The organism is Acinetobacter sp. YH12200 (genome assembly GCF_013418175.1).
In the GTDB taxonomy this organism is placed as follows: domain Bacteria; phylum Pseudomonadota; class Gammaproteobacteria; order Pseudomonadales; family Moraxellaceae; genus Acinetobacter; species Acinetobacter pseudolwoffii.
This window is the reverse complement of sequence record NZ_VPCO01000010.1, coordinates 71,991-88,245: the sequence shown is the minus strand read 5'-3', so window position 1 is coordinate 88,245 and position 16,255 is coordinate 71,991. Positions and strand designations below refer to the sequence as shown.

Annotated in this window: 13 protein-coding genes and 3 pseudogenes; 9 read left to right on the top strand and 7 right to left on the bottom strand. The window is 43.2% G+C overall.

All coding sequences use genetic code 11. The features are described from left to right. Positions 1 to 187 precede the first annotated feature (187 nt). Positions 188 to 1,705 carry an acetyl-CoA C-acetyltransferase gene (locus FTU90_RS08615; protein ID WP_180072330.1) on the top strand — a complete coding sequence of 506 codons (1,518 nt, stop codon included), beginning with the start codon at positions 188 to 190 and terminating at the stop codon, positions 1,703 to 1,705. 58 nt (positions 1,706 to 1,763) lie between these two features. On the opposite strand, the gene FTU90_RS08610 is transcribed toward FTU90_RS08615, so the two are convergent. Beyond that, positions 1,764 to 3,959: a beta-propeller fold lactonase family protein gene (locus tag FTU90_RS08610; RefSeq protein WP_180072328.1), complete on the bottom strand. Its 2,196-nt coding sequence runs from the start codon at positions 3,957 to 3,959 to the stop codon at positions 1,764 to 1,766. 173 nt (positions 3,960 to 4,132) lie between these two features. Further along, positions 4,133 to 4,564 (bottom strand): chlorhexidine efflux PACE transporter AceI, encoded by a 432-nt coding sequence (gene aceI, locus FTU90_RS08605; protein WP_005170461.1) that lies wholly within the window; start codon positions 4,562 to 4,564, stop codon positions 4,133 to 4,135. Between the two features lie 99 nt (positions 4,565 to 4,663). Here aceI and FTU90_RS08600 point away from each other — a divergent pair, with 99 nt between their 5' ends. The 4 genes from FTU90_RS08600 (at position 4,664) to FTU90_RS08585 (ending at position 8,602) form a co-directional block, all read left to right on the top strand. After that, positions 4,664 to 5,554, top strand: coding sequence for a LysR family transcriptional regulator (locus FTU90_RS08600; protein WP_005170459.1), 891 nt, complete (start codon positions 4,664 to 4,666; stop codon positions 5,552 to 5,554). An 89-nt stretch (positions 5,555 to 5,643) separates the two neighbouring features. Beyond that, the gene (tal, locus tag FTU90_RS08595; RefSeq protein ID WP_005170457.1) at positions 5,644 to 6,621 is read left to right on the top strand and encodes a transaldolase; all 978 of its coding nucleotides are present in this window, start codon (positions 5,644 to 5,646) and stop codon (positions 6,619 to 6,621) included. A 73-nt stretch (positions 6,622 to 6,694) separates the two neighbouring features. After that, positions 6,695 to 7,351, top strand: a complete 657-nt coding sequence (leuE, locus tag FTU90_RS08590) for a leucine efflux protein LeuE (protein ID WP_005097277.1) — start codon at positions 6,695 to 6,697, stop codon at positions 7,349 to 7,351. Between the two features lie 75 nt (positions 7,352 to 7,426). Beyond that, positions 7,427 to 8,602: a benzoate/H(+) symporter BenE family transporter gene (locus FTU90_RS08585; protein WP_100355360.1), complete on the top strand. Its 1,176-nt coding sequence runs from the start codon at positions 7,427 to 7,429 to the stop codon at positions 8,600 to 8,602. A 59-nt stretch (positions 8,603 to 8,661) separates the two neighbouring features. On the opposite strand, the pseudogene FTU90_RS08580 reads toward FTU90_RS08585, so the two are convergent. Then, positions 8,662 to 8,880 (bottom strand): annotated as a pseudogene (locus FTU90_RS08580) (SMR family transporter); the annotation flags it as partial. Between the two features lie 55 nt (positions 8,881 to 8,935). On the opposite strand from FTU90_RS08580, the pseudogene FTU90_RS08575 reads away from it, so the two are divergent. After that, positions 8,936 to 9,868, top strand: a pseudogene (locus tag FTU90_RS08575) (IS5 family transposase). 48 nt (positions 9,869 to 9,916) lie between these two features. Here the strand turns inward: FTU90_RS08575 and FTU90_RS08570 are convergent. After that, a pseudogene (locus FTU90_RS08570) lies at positions 9,917 to 10,057 on the bottom strand (SMR family transporter); the annotation flags it as partial. Between the two features lie 84 nt (positions 10,058 to 10,141). Continuing rightward, on the bottom strand, positions 10,142 to 11,092 hold the full coding sequence (locus FTU90_RS08565; RefSeq protein ID WP_218945081.1) for an alpha/beta hydrolase: 951 nt from the start codon (positions 11,090 to 11,092) through the stop codon (positions 10,142 to 10,144). 315 nt (positions 11,093 to 11,407) lie between these two features. On the opposite strand from FTU90_RS08565, the gene FTU90_RS08560 reads away from it, so the two are divergent. Both FTU90_RS08560 and FTU90_RS08555 read left to right on the top strand, forming a co-directional pair. Beyond that, the gene (locus tag FTU90_RS08560) at positions 11,408 to 11,851 is read left to right on the top strand and encodes a universal stress protein (protein ID WP_005170452.1); all 444 of its coding nucleotides are present in this window, start codon (positions 11,408 to 11,410) and stop codon (positions 11,849 to 11,851) included. A 135-nt stretch (positions 11,852 to 11,986) separates the two neighbouring features. Then, a complete protein-coding gene (locus FTU90_RS08555) occupies positions 11,987 to 12,433 on the top strand; it encodes a universal stress protein (protein WP_005097283.1) in 447 nt (148 codons plus the stop codon). A gap of 34 nt (positions 12,434 to 12,467) precedes the next feature. On the opposite strand, the gene FTU90_RS08550 is transcribed toward FTU90_RS08555, so the two are convergent. Together FTU90_RS08550 and pepN are read right to left on the bottom strand one after the other, a co-directional pair. Continuing rightward, the gene (locus FTU90_RS08550) at positions 12,468 to 12,677 is read right to left on the bottom strand and encodes a hypothetical protein (RefSeq protein WP_005097285.1); all 210 of its coding nucleotides are present in this window, start codon (positions 12,675 to 12,677) and stop codon (positions 12,468 to 12,470) included. 216 nt (positions 12,678 to 12,893) lie between these two features. After that, positions 12,894 to 15,500, bottom strand: coding sequence for an aminopeptidase N (gene pepN / locus FTU90_RS08545; protein ID WP_180072324.1), 2,607 nt, complete (start codon positions 15,498 to 15,500; stop codon positions 12,894 to 12,896). Positions 15,501 to 15,857: 357 nt separating this feature from the next. Between pepN and FTU90_RS08540 the strand changes: the two genes are divergently transcribed. After that, complete coding sequence (locus tag FTU90_RS08540; protein WP_005097289.1) at positions 15,858 to 16,115, top strand: hypothetical protein; 258 nt, start codon at positions 15,858 to 15,860, stop codon at positions 16,113 to 16,115. The last annotated feature ends 140 nt before the right edge of the window (positions 16,116 to 16,255 follow it).

Genomic DNA, 16,255 nt, shown 5'->3' with positions numbered 1-16,255 from the left:
ACTTCAATATAATGCCAGATACTTATATTGCAATAGATCTACCAGATTCTACCCAATCATACTTGAGATATCTGGCAGATGACTTGACCTGAGCGCAGTCTGCAATGTCATTGTAGTCAATACAGCATATACTCATCTATGCTAATGTAAGCCACAAGAAGACGATCAATTTGCTTGGAAAAGCCTTATGAGCAAAACAACTCAAGAAAATCCAGCAGTCGAGAATTCCGCATCTCCAGCTGTGTCAAAATCATCAACGCGTGCTAAGCGTAGCACTAAAAACACGGATACAGCCGCTGCTGCAGCTAAAAGTCCGGCTAAAACTCCGCGTACCCGTCGTACAGCGAGCAGTAGCAGTCAGACGACATCAACTCAAACAGATTCAGTTTCAAAAACACAGCCTTCTGTTCAACAGGATAATAATATGAGCCAAAACACAGTTCGCCGCGTTGCTATTCTTGGTGGCAACCGTATTCCATTTGCACGTTCGAATGGTGCCTATTTTACTGCCTCTAACTCGGACATGCTGACCGCAGCATTAAATGGTCTGGTAGAGCGCTTTAATCTGCAAGGTCAACGTGTCGGTGAAGTGGTTGCAGGTGCTGTCCTGAAGCATAGCCGTGACTTTAACCTGACTCGTGAATGTGTTCTGGATACGGCACTGGCACCAGAAACCCCAGCTTATGATATCCAGCAGGCGTGTGGTACGGGTTTACAAGCTGCATTTTTAGTGGCAAACAAAATTGCACTGGGCCAAATTGAAGTAGGAATTGCCGGTGGTGTAGATACCACCTCTGATGCGCCCATTGCATTTGGTGACGGTTTACGTAAAGCGCTGCTTGAATTGAACATTGCCAAAACTGCCAAAGACCGTTTAAAAGCCTTGACCAAAATTAATATCAAAGAATTGATGGACGCACCTAAAAATGGTGAGCCACGTACTGGCTTGTCTATGGGTGATCATCAGGCGATTACCACACTAGAATGGGGTATTTCCCGTGAAGCGCAAGATGAACTTGCTGCATCTTCACACCAGAAAATGGCAGCAGCTTATGAAGAAGGTTTCTTTGATGATCTGATCACGCCATTCCTGGGTTTAGAGCGTGACAATAACCTGCGTGCTGATTCTTCAGTGGAGAAACTGGCGAAGCTTAAACCTGCATTTGGTAAGGGCGATGCGCGTACCATGACTGCGGGTAACTCTACCCCACTGACAGATGGTGCTTCTTGCATTCTGCTAGCGTCTGAAGAATGGGCAAAAGCCAATGGTCATGAAGTTTTGGCTTATCTGACTTTTCAGGAAACTGCAGCAGTTGATTTCGTCGAGAAGAAAGAAGGTTTATTGATGGCACCTGCTTATGCTGTTCCTCGCATGCTGGAACGTGCGGGCCTAAAACTTCAGGACTTCGACTATTATGAAATTCATGAAGCATTTGCTTCTCAAGTGCTGTCTACTTTAAAGGCATGGGAAGATCCAGCATTCTGTAAAGAGCGTTTAGGTCTGGATGCGCCACTCGGTTCAATTGACCGTGCAAAACTGAACGTGAAAGGCTCATCACTTGCAGCCGGTCATCCCTTTGCAGCAACTGGTGGTCGTATTATTGCGACGGCAGCCAAACTGATTGCTCAAAAAGGTTCAGGTCGTGTACTGGTATCGATCTGTGCTGCCGGTGGTCAGGGTGTTACAGCGATTATTGAAAAATAAGCTGCTACCTTGATTCAAAAAAGCTCCTCGATTGAGGAGCTTTTTTTATACCTTTTACCTACTGTATTGGCATTGGATTATTTTTAAAGTATTCGTCAACTTTATTCCAAGGTGCTGTTGATGCTACCCCCCTCACAATGTTTTGATTAACCCCCTGGCATAGCGCTGCATCGGGAGTGAGGTGGAATGCGTTAACATTTGGATCCATATAAGGCAGTGAACCAGGACGGCGCTGGAAGTAGAAGTTCAACCAATCCACCATCGGCTCGAAGCCATGTGATGACATCGCCCATGCGCTATTATGTCCCCCCCAATGATGTCCCAATTCATGCGCAATAATACGAAAACCTGATAAACGATAGTGACCATAGAATAGCCAAGTATCGACACCCAGCACGGTACCGCCACCAAGACCACCACCCATATTGGTAATACCAAGATTAATCTCGTTACGATTTAAAATCTCTTTGTAGATACGAACATAGTCTTCAGGCATATAAATACCGTTTGGCCCATCGACTTGACCTGCATTACCAAAGAAATCATGGCCCATCACTGCTTTATGATTAAACCAGAGGTTTTCAAATTCAGGGGTACTGAGCATGTATGCTAAGTTCGTCATCATGATGACCCATTCACGCGCATAGACAGGCGTTACTCGACACCATTTGCCTGGTTCGTCATATTTACCAAAATAGATTTTCCATTTTGCCTGAATTTTATTGAGCTTTTTCACATGCTCGTCTGTTTCAGAAGTCACATGTAAATCGAAAATATCACTTGGTATCAGCGTGGTCTGACTTAAACCTGCCAACTGAATTGAACCACTGCCATCTGCAAGCGGGAAGCGGGATTGATCATTCAATTTAATATTAAATTTTGCAGTGGAAAATGGCGTAAGCTCATCTAAATCTGCAAGTATAACCCAATCATCTGAATGACGGATTTTGGCGCGAATTTGTAAATTTCGAACAGGAACAGCGCTATAACTTTTAAGCGTTAAAGCGTTGCTACTCAGCTCTGCCGATAAAATCCGATTCATATACACATGACGTTCAGCACTATTGGTCAGCGCCTCCCAAGATTCACCATCTTGCAATACAAGTGTTTGATTTTGTGCTTTAGATTCAGTCAACAATAATGCAGAACTCAGCTGTTTGGTCTTATTTTGCTGTAATGTGACCATTGGCAAGAGCTTAACCCTTTGATTAGACAAATGAATCAACTGTTGGCCATACACCGCAACATCACCTGCTCTTTCGATATGACTGCTTTCAGCTTGCCCTTTCAGGATATATTTTTTGAATTGGTCGATATTGTGCTTTGGCAGAATTGATTTTAAGCCAAATTCCTGAGTAGGATATGTTGCTATCGAACCATCATTCCTTGCGGTATACACAGTACCGTCATCATGACGGTGTAAAAGGGTCGCAAGATTTGACTCTGTCAAAATAGGTGCAATGTGAGTGTCATTTTCACGAATTTGGTTAATGTCATGCACATAAGTTTTACCGTTTGGAAGGCTGGTATACAGATGATCTCGCATGACTTCCATACGTGCATTACAGTTACGACCACAATCAGGAAGACTGAGCCGAGCAAACTTTTTCGCTTTTAAATGGTTTTGTGCAATAGCATCGCTTTGACGCCAGACATTAATACGACCTTCGATATCGGGGACATAGATATAGCGGTCATCTGCGGTAACAGCATTACTGTGAACTAAAGCATGGTTCACTGTATCGCCCCACCAAACGCCAGTTCCTAGCGCCATCACAAAGCTCGGTTGAGGCTGTGAAATATCTAGAATATCGACACGGTTAGAACCATAACTGGCCACATATAAGCGTTCTGCATGGATTTCGATATCTGCAAGACTGTCCCATTTTTTTGCTAAGCCTTCAATTTTTAATGGGTCAATTGCACTCAGCGCACGTTTTTGTTTTAAATCATAACGTAAAATTTTTGATTCTGATTGGCTATTGGCGATATACAATACATCACCAGTTCGTACCAGGGCTGTAGGATTCCATGTACTTAAACCGAAATCTTGAGCAGTAAGTTCCGAACCCACATCCAAGACTTTAAATTCTGAAATTTTGGTAAATTGAGCATTATTTCCTGTTGATGGATTAGAGCCAACCGTACCTGACCCAGGCTTAGATGCATGGCTGTCATTCTCACCACCACCACCGCCACAAGCAGTCATGAGTAAGGCAATGCTTAAACTCAACAAGCTATATTTTAACTTCATAATTCCCCTTAGATGCAAATGCATAAAAACTTCTGCTCTTATAAAGGGGTTTAAGATGAATACAAAGTCGAATAAGTGTGCTATGTGTCAAAGAAATACTGCTGTTTACTAGATTCCCCACATAAAGCACAAGTAACATTAGCTGTGCTTTATTTTTTTCTATGCTTTTCTTATTATATTTTTCGATGCTCAGGCTGATATCCAAGCATTTCTTCTATCGAATCATAACACCACTGAAAAATGAAGGTATATACCAGAATACACAAGGTCAGGCTAAAATCGAGCACAATCGCCTGCCATAGTCCCATGTTCATCGCATAGGCCACCATTGGAATGGTGGCGAGCATTAAACCACCTTCAAAGCCAATCGCATGTAAAATACGCACTCGAATCGTTCGTTTCAGTTGACGTTTCGCTTCAAATTTTTCGAAATAATGATTAAACAGCATATTCCAGATGACAGAGGTCACGGCCATCACAATTCCCAGTGCACCTGTGACTTCTAGCGGCATATTAAAAATAAGACTCAAAGCTATCGCAATGATCACCAACAGGATGACTTCATAGCTAAGCGCATGCACAAGTCGTCTTTTGGAAATCAACATTTTCATTACTCGGTTTTTTATCAATAATCGCGCATATTATGTTCTTTAAACTGATTAATCGAGTTAGAATATTTCAATAAAATTGATAGATAAGATTACATGAATATTAATCAGGAACAACTCACTGTATTTAAAACTGTGATGGAAACCGGTTCATTCTCTGCAGCTGCACGAAAATTGGGAAAAGTTCCCTCTGCCATTAGCATGTCAATTGCGAATTTAGAAATTGATCTGAATCTGCAACTGTTCCAGCGTATTGGGCGTGAACCTGTGCCAACGGAGCAGGCACAGACACTGTATGAAAGAACAGAACAGCTGTTAATCGAAATGAATCAGTGGAAACAGCATGCGCTTGCCCTAAGTTCAGGCCTGGAGTCTGAACTGAATATCGTCATCGTTTCTGAATTACTGCATACGCGCTGGACTGATTATGTCGTTCTGGTGGAACAGCAATTTCCCGAGCTTCAGATTAATGTCTTTGGTGCACCTCAGGAAGATGCGCAACAGATGCTCTTGGATGGTAGCGCACAACTGGCATTAATGTTTGAGCGGGAACAACTCGATGCACGTGAACAGTTTGTGGAATTAAAGCGTGAAGTCTTGATTCCTGTCGCAGCCAAGCAGCATGTACTGAGTCAATACGATCAGGTCAGCTTTGAACAAATTCTAAATAGCCGTCAAATTGTGGTGGCGAGCCGTGACCGTAATATTAAACCTGAATTATTATATTCCCGTCATTACTGGCGCACTGACAATCATCATTCTGCCTGTAGCATGATTCAACAGGGTTTGGGTTGGGGTGTTCTCCCGCAGGAAATGCTAAAAAAACAGCCGAATTTACAGCAAAATCTGCAAGTGCTGAATCTGCTCGATTTCACCCCAAAGTTTGAATATTTTATCGATCTGGTCTGGAGTCGGGAAAGCAACTTGGGCACAGCTGCTCATTTTTTGATTAATCATCTGCGAAATCAGCGTAAAAGTAGCAAATAATCACAGAAACACCACTTCAGTCTACTTGGTAAATACAGGGTTTATGATATAAAAGTATGCATAAGCAATAACCATAGAACTAGATCGTAATGACATTAACCGCATTAGACCAATTAAAAAACTTGACCACAATTGTGGCGGATAGCAGTGACTTGAGCGCAATTGAAAAATTTCGTCCTCTGGATGCAACCACCAATCCATCACTGATTACAGCAGCGGCCAGTCAAGTTGAGAACAAGGCCCTGATTGAAGCGGCCTATCAGCAGGCGCAGCAGGAAGGCTATGCGGATGATGCCCTAATTGAACGTACCATTGATATTTTGACCGTCAAATTCGGCGTTGAAATCTTGAAATTAATTGAAGGGCGTGTTTCGACTGAAGTCGATGCTTCCCTGTCTTTTGATACTGCTGCCACCATCGCAAAAGCCAAAGAGTTACTGGCACTATATGCGCAGTATGGGATTGACTCCGATCGCATCCTGATCAAGATTGCATCAACCTGGGAAGGCATTCAGGCCGCAAGAACCTTAGAAGAAGAAGGCATTCATACCAACCTGACCCTGTTATTTGGCCAGCATCAGGCCCATGCCTGCGCTGATGCCAAAGTTACTTTAATTTCACCTTTTGTTGGCCGGATTCTGGACTGGTACAAGAAGGCTGAAGGTGTGGATGCTTATCCAATCGAAAAAGATCCTGGCGTGTTATCGGTTAAAAGTATTTATGAGTTTTATAAAGCCCATGGCATTCAAACCGAAATTATGGGCGCCAGCTTCCGCAGTATCGATCAGGTCTTGGGCTTGAGCGGTTGTGACCTTCTTACCGTTGCACCAAATCTACTGGCAGAACTGAACCATGATCAACGTAAAGTTCAGCCGCAACTTTCAGCGACAGCTATTACTGTGCAGGGTGAACTGAGTCCGATCAGTCAGGCAGCATTTCTGGAACAGCTGAAGCAGGATCAAATGGCCAGTGAACTGTTACAAGGCGGTATTCAGGGTTTCATCAAAGCGCGTGAGCAACTGGCTGCGCTATTAGGTCAAACCTTTCTCAATCCCGTTGAAAGCTAAGCTAAAATCTTAGAAATTTTACCAGCCGATGTTGCTATAATGCCGCATCGGCTTTTTCTTGTGCGAATTCTTCGTGTTTGGTATTACAGATCTCAGTACCTTTATCATTGGTACCACCTTAATTGTGCTCTTGCCCGGCCCCAATTCCCTTTATGTCATGTCCATTGCCTCACGTTTTGGTATCAAGACAGGTTATTTAGGTGCTCTGGGAGTGTATACCGGTGACATGATTCTGATTTTATGTACTGCTTTGGGGGCTGCATCTTTATTGCATGCTTTTCCAATCCTGTTTATTACTTTGAAGATTATCGGCGCCATCTACCTGAGTTATCTGGGGATGAAGTTATTAATTGCCGCCTATAAAACCATTCGTCCAACAGAAAAAGTGACGATTCCGCAGATGAATGCGGCTGATGCTAAAGCTTCGTCTATTCAGCCATTTCGTACTGCATTGACCATCAGTATTTTAAATCCAAAAGCGATTCTGTTTTATCTGTCATTTTTTGTGCAATTTGTTGATCCTCGCTATCCTTATCCGGCATTGACTTTCATTCTATTGGCTTTGATCTTGCAATTGATTAGCATGACCTATCTGTCCATTCTGATTTTCTCAGGGGTAAAACTGGCCTCCTATTTCAACCAGCATTACAAACTGACAGCCAGTTGTGTGGCCATAGTCGGCATTTTATTCTGTGGTTTTGGGATGAAGCTAGCCAGCTCTACCTTATAAAAGCTTGAAACAGATATTGTCTAAATACGTGAAAAGCGTATGATTTAAACGCTTTTTAAAATTGTGTCATGGACGATGCCAAAACTATTACAAGATCTGTCTCTTACTGCGGTCATTGCCGGCCTGATTACCTGCCTGATTGGCATTAGTGTTTCTGCTGTACTGGTGATTGAAGCTGCACAAAGCTTAGGCGCCAATGCGGCACAAATCAGTTCCTGGTTATGGGCACTGGGAATCGGCATAGGTATCTCTGGTGTGTGGCTGTCCTGGAAATATCAGTATCCTGTTTCTACTGCCTGGTCAACGGCGGGACTAGCTTTGATCATTGCGTCTGCGGGTCATTACAGCCTCGGTGAAGCGATTGGTGCGTTTCTGATTTGTGGACTGTTGACTGCTGCGCTGGGATTCTTAGGAATTTTTGAGCGTATTTTTCATTTTATTCCACAAAGTTTAACCAGTGCCATGCTGGCTGGAGTATTGCTAAAATTTGGTATTTCAGTATTTGGTAGCCTGCAACAGTCCTGGAAATTTGTACTCAGTGTCCTGGCCATTTATCTGATCTCAAAAAAAATCAGCACACGCTATAGCATCGTGATTACCGTATTTACCGCAATTGCGCTCTGCCCTTTCTTTATCGATTTTACAATCCCGAGTTTAAACTGGAGTATGGCCCAGCCGGTCTGGATCCAACCTGAATTTAGTCTACAAGCTGTTCTAGGGCTGGCTTTACCACTGTTGGTGATCAATCTGGCTTCGCAATATCTACCCGGACTGGCAGTAATTAAAAGCTATGGCTATCCACCCAAGGTAAACGGTATTTTAGGCTGGACCGGTATAAGTCAGGCGATACTGGCACCTTTTGGCTGCTTTAGTGTCAATCTTGCTGCGATCAGTGCGGCAGTGAGTCTGGATACTCAAGCTCATCCCGACCCACAGAAACGCTATATTGCAGGCATGAGTTGTGGGCTGTTTTATATTTTGATGGGACTATTTGCAGCGACCTTGACCAGTGTCCTGATGGCATTTCCAGCAATCCTGATTACTATTCTGGCCGGAATTGCCTTATTCGGCACCATTGGGCATAACATCGCGCTGGCTTTTCAGCAAAGCCATGAACGTGAAGCGGCACTGATGACCTTTTTATTCAGCGCATCCAATATTCAGTTTTTCGGGATTGGTTCAGCCTTTTGGGGCCTATTACTGGGATTAATGGTTCATTTTCTATTTAAGCTCAAGCCTCAAGTCACTTAAAATTGATGACTGATCATTAGAATAAAATGACAAATAAGAGCAGCGATCATGTCTGCCTTTTATGAATGTCCTGCGGTCTGGGAAAAAAGGTTGATGACGAGTACACCGGAAATAATCAGTGCAATGCCAATAAGTGCAGGCACATCGAGCGTCTGCTTGAAAAGTACATAACCCACAATTGCAGTCAGAACAATTCCCACACCGGCCCAGATGGCATAAGCGATTCCCAATGGAATGACTTTAATCACTTGCGACAATAAATAAAATGCAATACAGAATGGCTTTGTTGCATAAAGCCAGCATGGAAGGCTTATTCAGCAATATAATTTCAAAATGAATAAGCCTGCCTCTAAAATCTACCGTACAACCAATTGATCATCCTATAACCGAGCCTTAATTAACCGAGGTAATATTTCCATTTGGTTTGGTCCAAAGACTCAGTGGTATGCACAATCACAAGGCAAGCAAGGTCGAAATCAAACCTACTCCGATACAGCGATTCAATGCTGCTTAATGATCAAATTACTATTCCGACTCTCTTTACGTATGGTCACAGGTTTTGTTCAAAGTCTGATTAAACTCTCTGGATTAGATTGGACAGCTCCGGATTATTCCACCCTTTGTCGTAGACAAAAGCATATTGATATTGCGATTAGCTATCAAAAAAGTAGTGATGGACTGCATCTACTCGTAGACTCTACTGGTTCGAAGTTTCTTGGTGAAGGTGAATGGAAACGCAAGAAACATGGGGCTGAATATCGTCGCCAATGGCGTAAGCTTCACATTGCTATAGATGCTAAAACCCTGCAAATACGTGCAGTACAACTCACCACAAATAATGTCAGTGATTCTCAAGTACTCGAAGATTTACTTGCTCAAATTCCCTTGGATGAACCAATTGATTCTGTTTATACAGATGGTGCTTATGACACAAAGCACTGCCGACAAGTCATTTTAGATCGAGATGCACATGCGATCATTCCACCTAGAAAGAATGCAAAGCCTTGGAAGGATCAGCAAGCGAGGTCTATAGAGCGGAACGAATTATTAAAGACAGTCAAACGGCTAGGCAGATCGCTTTGGAAAAAGTGGTCTGGTTATCACCGTCGAAGTTTGGTTGAAACCAAGATGCATTGCATCAAATTATTAGGCGATAAATTAACAGCGCGGAGTTTTCCAAGTCAGGTGAATGAGATCCATGCACGCATGGCAGTCTTGAATAAATTCACAGAATTAGGTCGCCCGCATACCCAAGTTGTCTCTTAAATTTGGATTACTTAGAGGAGTTCAGCCTTTCAAACCTTTATGCAACAAAGCCATACAGAATAAAACCACGACTGCCAAAGACGGCCATAATTTGCTAAAGCCTTCAGATTTTACTAAAAATGTAGAGCCTGTGACTTCGGCGACAATCGCCAGTGCCAGTAACAGGTAGGCCCACGATACAGGATTCATTTTTCCATCTCCAAAATTTCAGTATTCATGCTTTGAATAACAAGCCAATTAAAATAGAAAATTAAACTTTAAATAATGCTTATTTTACAATGAATGCTGGTGCAGAAAATCAAGGGTGCGAATAAAGGTTTGCTGACTCTCTTTTTTGCCCATAAAAAACTGGTATTCATGAATCAGCCAGGCCTTAGATTCCGGATAAAATACCTCGGTCACTGCAATATTCCGGGCCTTGAGTGTCTCTACAAAAGGTAAGGACTGAGTATCGGTCAGAAAGTCTTTATTACCGCCACTGATGAACACCGGCGGATAAGCATTTGAAATATGCTGGATCGGGGAAATCTGCTTTAAAAATTCGACATCATCTTTCTGCTCGCCCGTATAAGCCTGTACCAGATTATAAACGCCCCATTCGACCATTTTGATTTCATCCGGTGCTTTTTGCACAAAGGCCTGTAGATCGTAAATACCACAATGCAAAATCAAGCCTTTGAGCTGCATTGGCTGAATATTTGGACTGAAATTGGATTGTTGTGAAAACTCTGGATTGGTCAACAATGCGGCATAATGACTGGCCAGATTGGCACCGGCAGAATCTCCGGCTAAATACAGTTGTGCTGCATCAATGTGGTAGTTCTCGGCATGCGTGTTGATAAATGCCAACGCCTGATTAATTTGCTGAAGTTGACTCGGATAAGTCGCCTGAGGCGCAAACTGATATTGTACAGAAATCACGTTATAGCCTTGCGCTGCCAATAGCTTAAAATAGCCGCGGGCATGTGCCTTGGAACCTGAAATCCAGCCACCGCCATGAATCCAGACAATGGTCGGTCTCGGGCCTAGATTCTGAATATTCTGCGGTTGATATAGATCGAAGCTTAAATCCTGTAGCGGCTGGTACACGATATTGTTCTGTACCCGAACAGTTTCAGGAGCATAACGATCCATCACTTTTTGTTGTAGGCCCGTGGTCATATTGAAGGCACTGGCAATTAGCCTGCTATTTTGTACGGTATTCTGACAGCCCGCTAACATCATCGAGCTGACCAGCACAAGATTTACCGCGATATATCTCACAATTTCAATTTCCCTATATTGACAAAAATCAAGCGCAGGCAGTTTAACTGAAATGCTCAAAAACCAAAAACTTAATCCAGTTCGTTCTGGCAGCAGAGGTGAAAATCCCCAGTTTTTTGCTCGGATTTATTTGCCCATTTCTTTACAGTTTTATGTGAATAATAGTTGTAATTTAATGAGTTTTTTCATTTTTTTAGGTTTTGCAATTGCACCTGTAGAGTCACTGTGCTATCAATGAATCAGAAGCGAACAATAAACATTTGGAGTAAAAAAATCATGGCCTATCAGCATATTTTAGTTCCGGTAGACGGCTCAGAAATTTCTTTTTCCGCAGTACGACATGCTGCAAAAATTGCCAAAGCATTTGGTGGCCAGCTTTCCCTGATCAGCCTGATTGCAGAAGATCCTTTTACTGAAGCTGATTTCTATTACAGCTCATCTATCATGAAGGAATATTTTGTACAGGCGCATGCCAATGCCAAAAATGCCCTGAAAGAAGCCACTGCGATTGCAGCGACTGAAGGTATTGAAGCTCAGTCACGGATCGTCACAGGTCTGGTCAATGCCGAACACATTGCCAAAACTGCTGATGAAGTAAAAGCAGATCTGATTGTTATGGGTTCTCATGGCCGTAAAGGCTTCCAGAAAATGATTCTGGGCAGCTTTGCACAGGATGTTTTAGGTGCCAGTGAAATTCCGGTTCTGATCGTGAAAAAATAATCAAAGCTTTGCGCATCTTCAAGGTGCGCATTACTCGGTTTTCTATATTTGATTTCAAACCAAACCGTACGTTATGGAGATTCACCCACCTAACCCCTATTCTCCTTACTGCAATAATAAATATCAGGAAGCACCATGAATAATTATGATCATCTTCTCGTAGCACTCGATGAGTCCTCGATTTCCTATGCTGCCGCAGAACATGCCCTCGAACTGGCCAAAGTATTTCATAGCCATGTCACCTTACTCAGTGTCATTGCGGTTGACCCTTTTAAGGGCGTAGATTTTTATAAAGTTGCTCCAGCAGTCACAGATTACTTTATGCATGCAGAACAAAATGCGCTTGATCGCTTAAATGACCTGAAACAGAGCTTTGTTCGTGAAGGCATACAGGTCACGACAAAAATCCTGCATGGTATGGCACCTTCAGAAGGAATCTTACAGGCTGCAAATGAATCACCGACTGATGTCATTATTATGGGTTCACATGGCCGTAAAGGTTTGCAAAAACTCATGCTGGGCAGTGTGGCGCAAAATGTGCTGGCACTTTCTGATATTCCAGTACTGGTGGTCAGACAATAACAGGTATTGATGAAAGCCTGAGCTGAGCAGGCTTTTAGCGAAGCTTTTGATTCAGCTCACTCAAGAAGATTTCTGCATCAAGCTGGCTTTGAAATACTTTCTTGTATTCCCCGACCTGCTGAACAGAATGAGGTGTATATTGAATCGAGATTTCAAGTAAGCCATTTTCAGGATTCTTGCTGACATGTACGGCAATAATATGCTGGCTATTTAAATAAAAACCATCTTCAATTTTCACTAACATATCTTAAATGACCTCCAGTAAGTGGATCTCTAAGATCCTTTTACCCTGCTTACAGCTTAATAAATCAGTACTCTTGTCCGTATAGCAATACTGTACACGCTTTGGTTGCCACATAGTGCATCAGCGTATTTCAAATGTATCTAAACCGGCCATTTAAAATCAAAACAGATAAAAAACCGGATCTTGATGATCCGGTTTTTTGATAGAGACTGAATTTTATATACTTAGCATACTATTTAATGTCTCAGACACATTTTTAGATTTGACCAGTGGCTTCAATACTTCAAGTTGCGCCTTGACTTCACTGCGTTGCGGCTCAGCAAGGGTGTACCAGCGTGACAATACTTGCAGCAGACGTGAGCCCACAATTGGGTTTTTCTGATCTAGATATTTCGCCAGACCAATAAAATGCTGCACACCAAAGCTCCAGGTATTCACCGGATTGGCATTCAGACCGCCGCTCACAGCACGGATCCGGTTTGGTACAGCCAGATCATAATCAGGATGCTGGGTCAGATAGGCAATGGTTGCATCGGTTGCTTTTGGATGCGCTGCCTGCACCATAAACCATTGATCTAAAGACAGAGCTTCGTCTTCAAAGCGGCTATAAAAGTCTGCCAAAGCTTCTTCTGCTTGTGGTGCATCGTTCCAGACCAGAACTTTCAGGGCGCCCAAACGTTCAGACATATTACCTGTGTGATATTGCTCATAAGCCAAATCAAAGGCAGATGCATCTCCCTGACGGGCGATCATCGTCAACATGATGTTTCTTAAAGCACGTACACCCATCGCTTGCGAGAATTCAGATTGCAGATCAGGATCCAGATCAAGATACGTCTCTTTGGCTGTTTCACCAAAGGCACGTGCCAGCGTATGCAGCAAAGCCTCACGCTTTTCCTGAATCATGACCGGATTATAGTCCTGATCAATACGGCTGCCCAAATAACCTTCAGACGGCACATCAAACAGACGTGATGCCAACAGCGGATCTTTTTCAATCACACCCGGCAAGGTATTCAACATCGCCGCGATATAAATATCCGCAGGCTGATCATCCAGCAAGATACGCTCTAATAACGTTTGAGTGGCTTGCCACTGGTTAAAACCATTGGTCTCATATTGCAGCAGGAAGGCCAATTCTTGTTCTGAATAGTCAAAGTCCAGATTGACTGGCGCAGAAAAATTACGCAGCAAGGATACCACCGGTTTTGCTGTTACCCCACTAAATTCAATCGTGGCTTGTTCCTGATCAAACAGATACACCCCATCTTTGACGCCATTTTCAAAGAGTGCTTCAGAGTTTAGCTTCAACTGCTCACCGGTTTCGGCATCAAACAGCGCCAAAGCCACTGGAATAGGTACCGCTTTCAGATTCGGATATTTGGCATGGGTTTTCAGGCTTTGCTTCAAGCTGAGACGATAAATTTGTGTCTCTATATCATATTCAGCTTTTGCTTCAAGTTTAGGCGTACCCGGCTGGTTATACCAGGTCAGGAAGTTGGATAGATCCACCCCTGAACCTGCGGTGAGTGCAGATACCCAGTCTTCCACCGTTACCGCCTGACCATCATGACGGCGGAAATACTCATCGGTACCTTGGCGGAATTTTTCCTTGCCCAGCAAGGTCGCCATCATGCGGTTAATTTCCGCCCCTTTTTCATAGACGGTTGCGGTATAGAAGTTGTTAATTTCGACAAAATGATCCGGGCGTGGTGGATGGGATAGCGGGCCAGAATCTTCCGGGAACTGATGTGCCTTCAGAACCGCCACATCATCAATACGCTGTACCGCAGCCGACTGTAAATCTTCCGAGAAAGACTGGTCACGGAACACGGTCAAGCCTTCTTTCAAGCAGAGCTGGAACCAGTCACGGCAGGTAATCCGGTTACCAGTCCAGTTATGAAAATATTCATGGGCAATCACCGACTGTACCCGCATGATCGCAGCATCAGTGGTAAATTCTTCATCGGCGAGCACACATGAGGTATTGAAGATATTCAGACCTTTGTTTTCCATGGCACCCATATTAAATGCACTGGTGGCCACGATCATGTAATTGTCAAGGTCATATGGCAGGCCATAATGCTCTTCATCCCAACGCATGGAATGTTTAAGCGCTTCCATGGCAATCTTGCATTTTGGAATATCTTTTTCTTCTGCATAGATTTCCAGTGCCACATTACGGCCTTCTGACGTGACATAGGAATCTTTCATCACCGCCAAGTCACCAATGACACAGGCGAACAAATAACTTGGCTTTTTGGTCGGGTCCTGCCAGATGGCATAGTGACGGTTGGCATCGACTTCCCCGGTTTCCAGCAGGTTACCATTGGCAAGTAAAACAGGATATTTCTTGTCTGCTTCGACACGCGTGGTAAAGACCGACAACACATCCGGACGATCTGGATAGAAGGTAATTTTACGGAAACCTTCTGGCTCATTTTGGGTTACAAACAGATCTGAACTGGCCTGATACAGACCTTCCAGCATAGTATTGCTTTCCGGATGAATTTTCACCACGATTTCAAGCAATACCTGATCAGGTGTATTGGCAATCAGCAGTTGCTCAGCATCCAGGTTGTAATCACTGGCATTGAGTTGTTGACCATTTAACTGAATCGATTGCAGTTCCAGATCTCGTCCGAGCAAGACCAGATCACCGGCAGTTTGACGCTGCATCTGCAGTTTGCTGCTGACCAGCGTATGATCCGCATAGACCTGAATATTCAGCTCGATAGAATCGACGATAAAGGAGGGTTTTTGGTAGTCTTTTAAATAAATGGTTTGATCCGCTTCGATCACCGGGTTTGCCGCAATATTCATGTCCTGTCCTAATCTTTATCTTGTTCGACATTGTTCATGTCAAAATCATACGCCAAGTTTGAAACGCTGTCTGTGCATTTGTATTGTTCGCTCTAATATGGGCATTGTACGCACCACTTTCAATGCATTTTGCCTAATTGCGCAGCATTCGATTAAGCTTAAGAAATATCTATGCCAAATAAACAGCCAGAATCATAATTTCTTACATTTTTATAAATATCTGATTTGATGATATATATTGATATCCAAATTATACTTCACAAATACAGATTAAAAAATAAGCATACTTCTTGCTAGAGTGAAGCTGTATTTCTCCGCACTTAAAATTAAAGAATAATGATAGCCATGAGGTGAGCCATGTACTTAAAAAAACATATTGTACGAATGGAAAATATCAAAACCCTGCAAACACTGGATCAGGCCAATATTGACCATAAAGTCATTGCACTGTTGATGAGCTGTGAAGGTATTCCGCTTCAGGCCCATGAAGTGACTGCCATTCTCAACAGCTACGATGCACTCGGTACCAAGAAAGTGCCCTCTAAAAAAGTTCAGGCCTTAATTCACGCCAAACATCGCGGACAGCAAGACGAAACCTTACCATGCCCAGTCTAAAACCCGTCATTTCATGTTTTTAAGATCAGAGCTACTTCGGTAGCTCTTTTCATGTGCGCGTATATTTTTTGCTGACGTAAAATAGCATCAGTCAACTACATTTGCCTCGCATCAGCGGTGTATAATCAAATGCCCGTCCA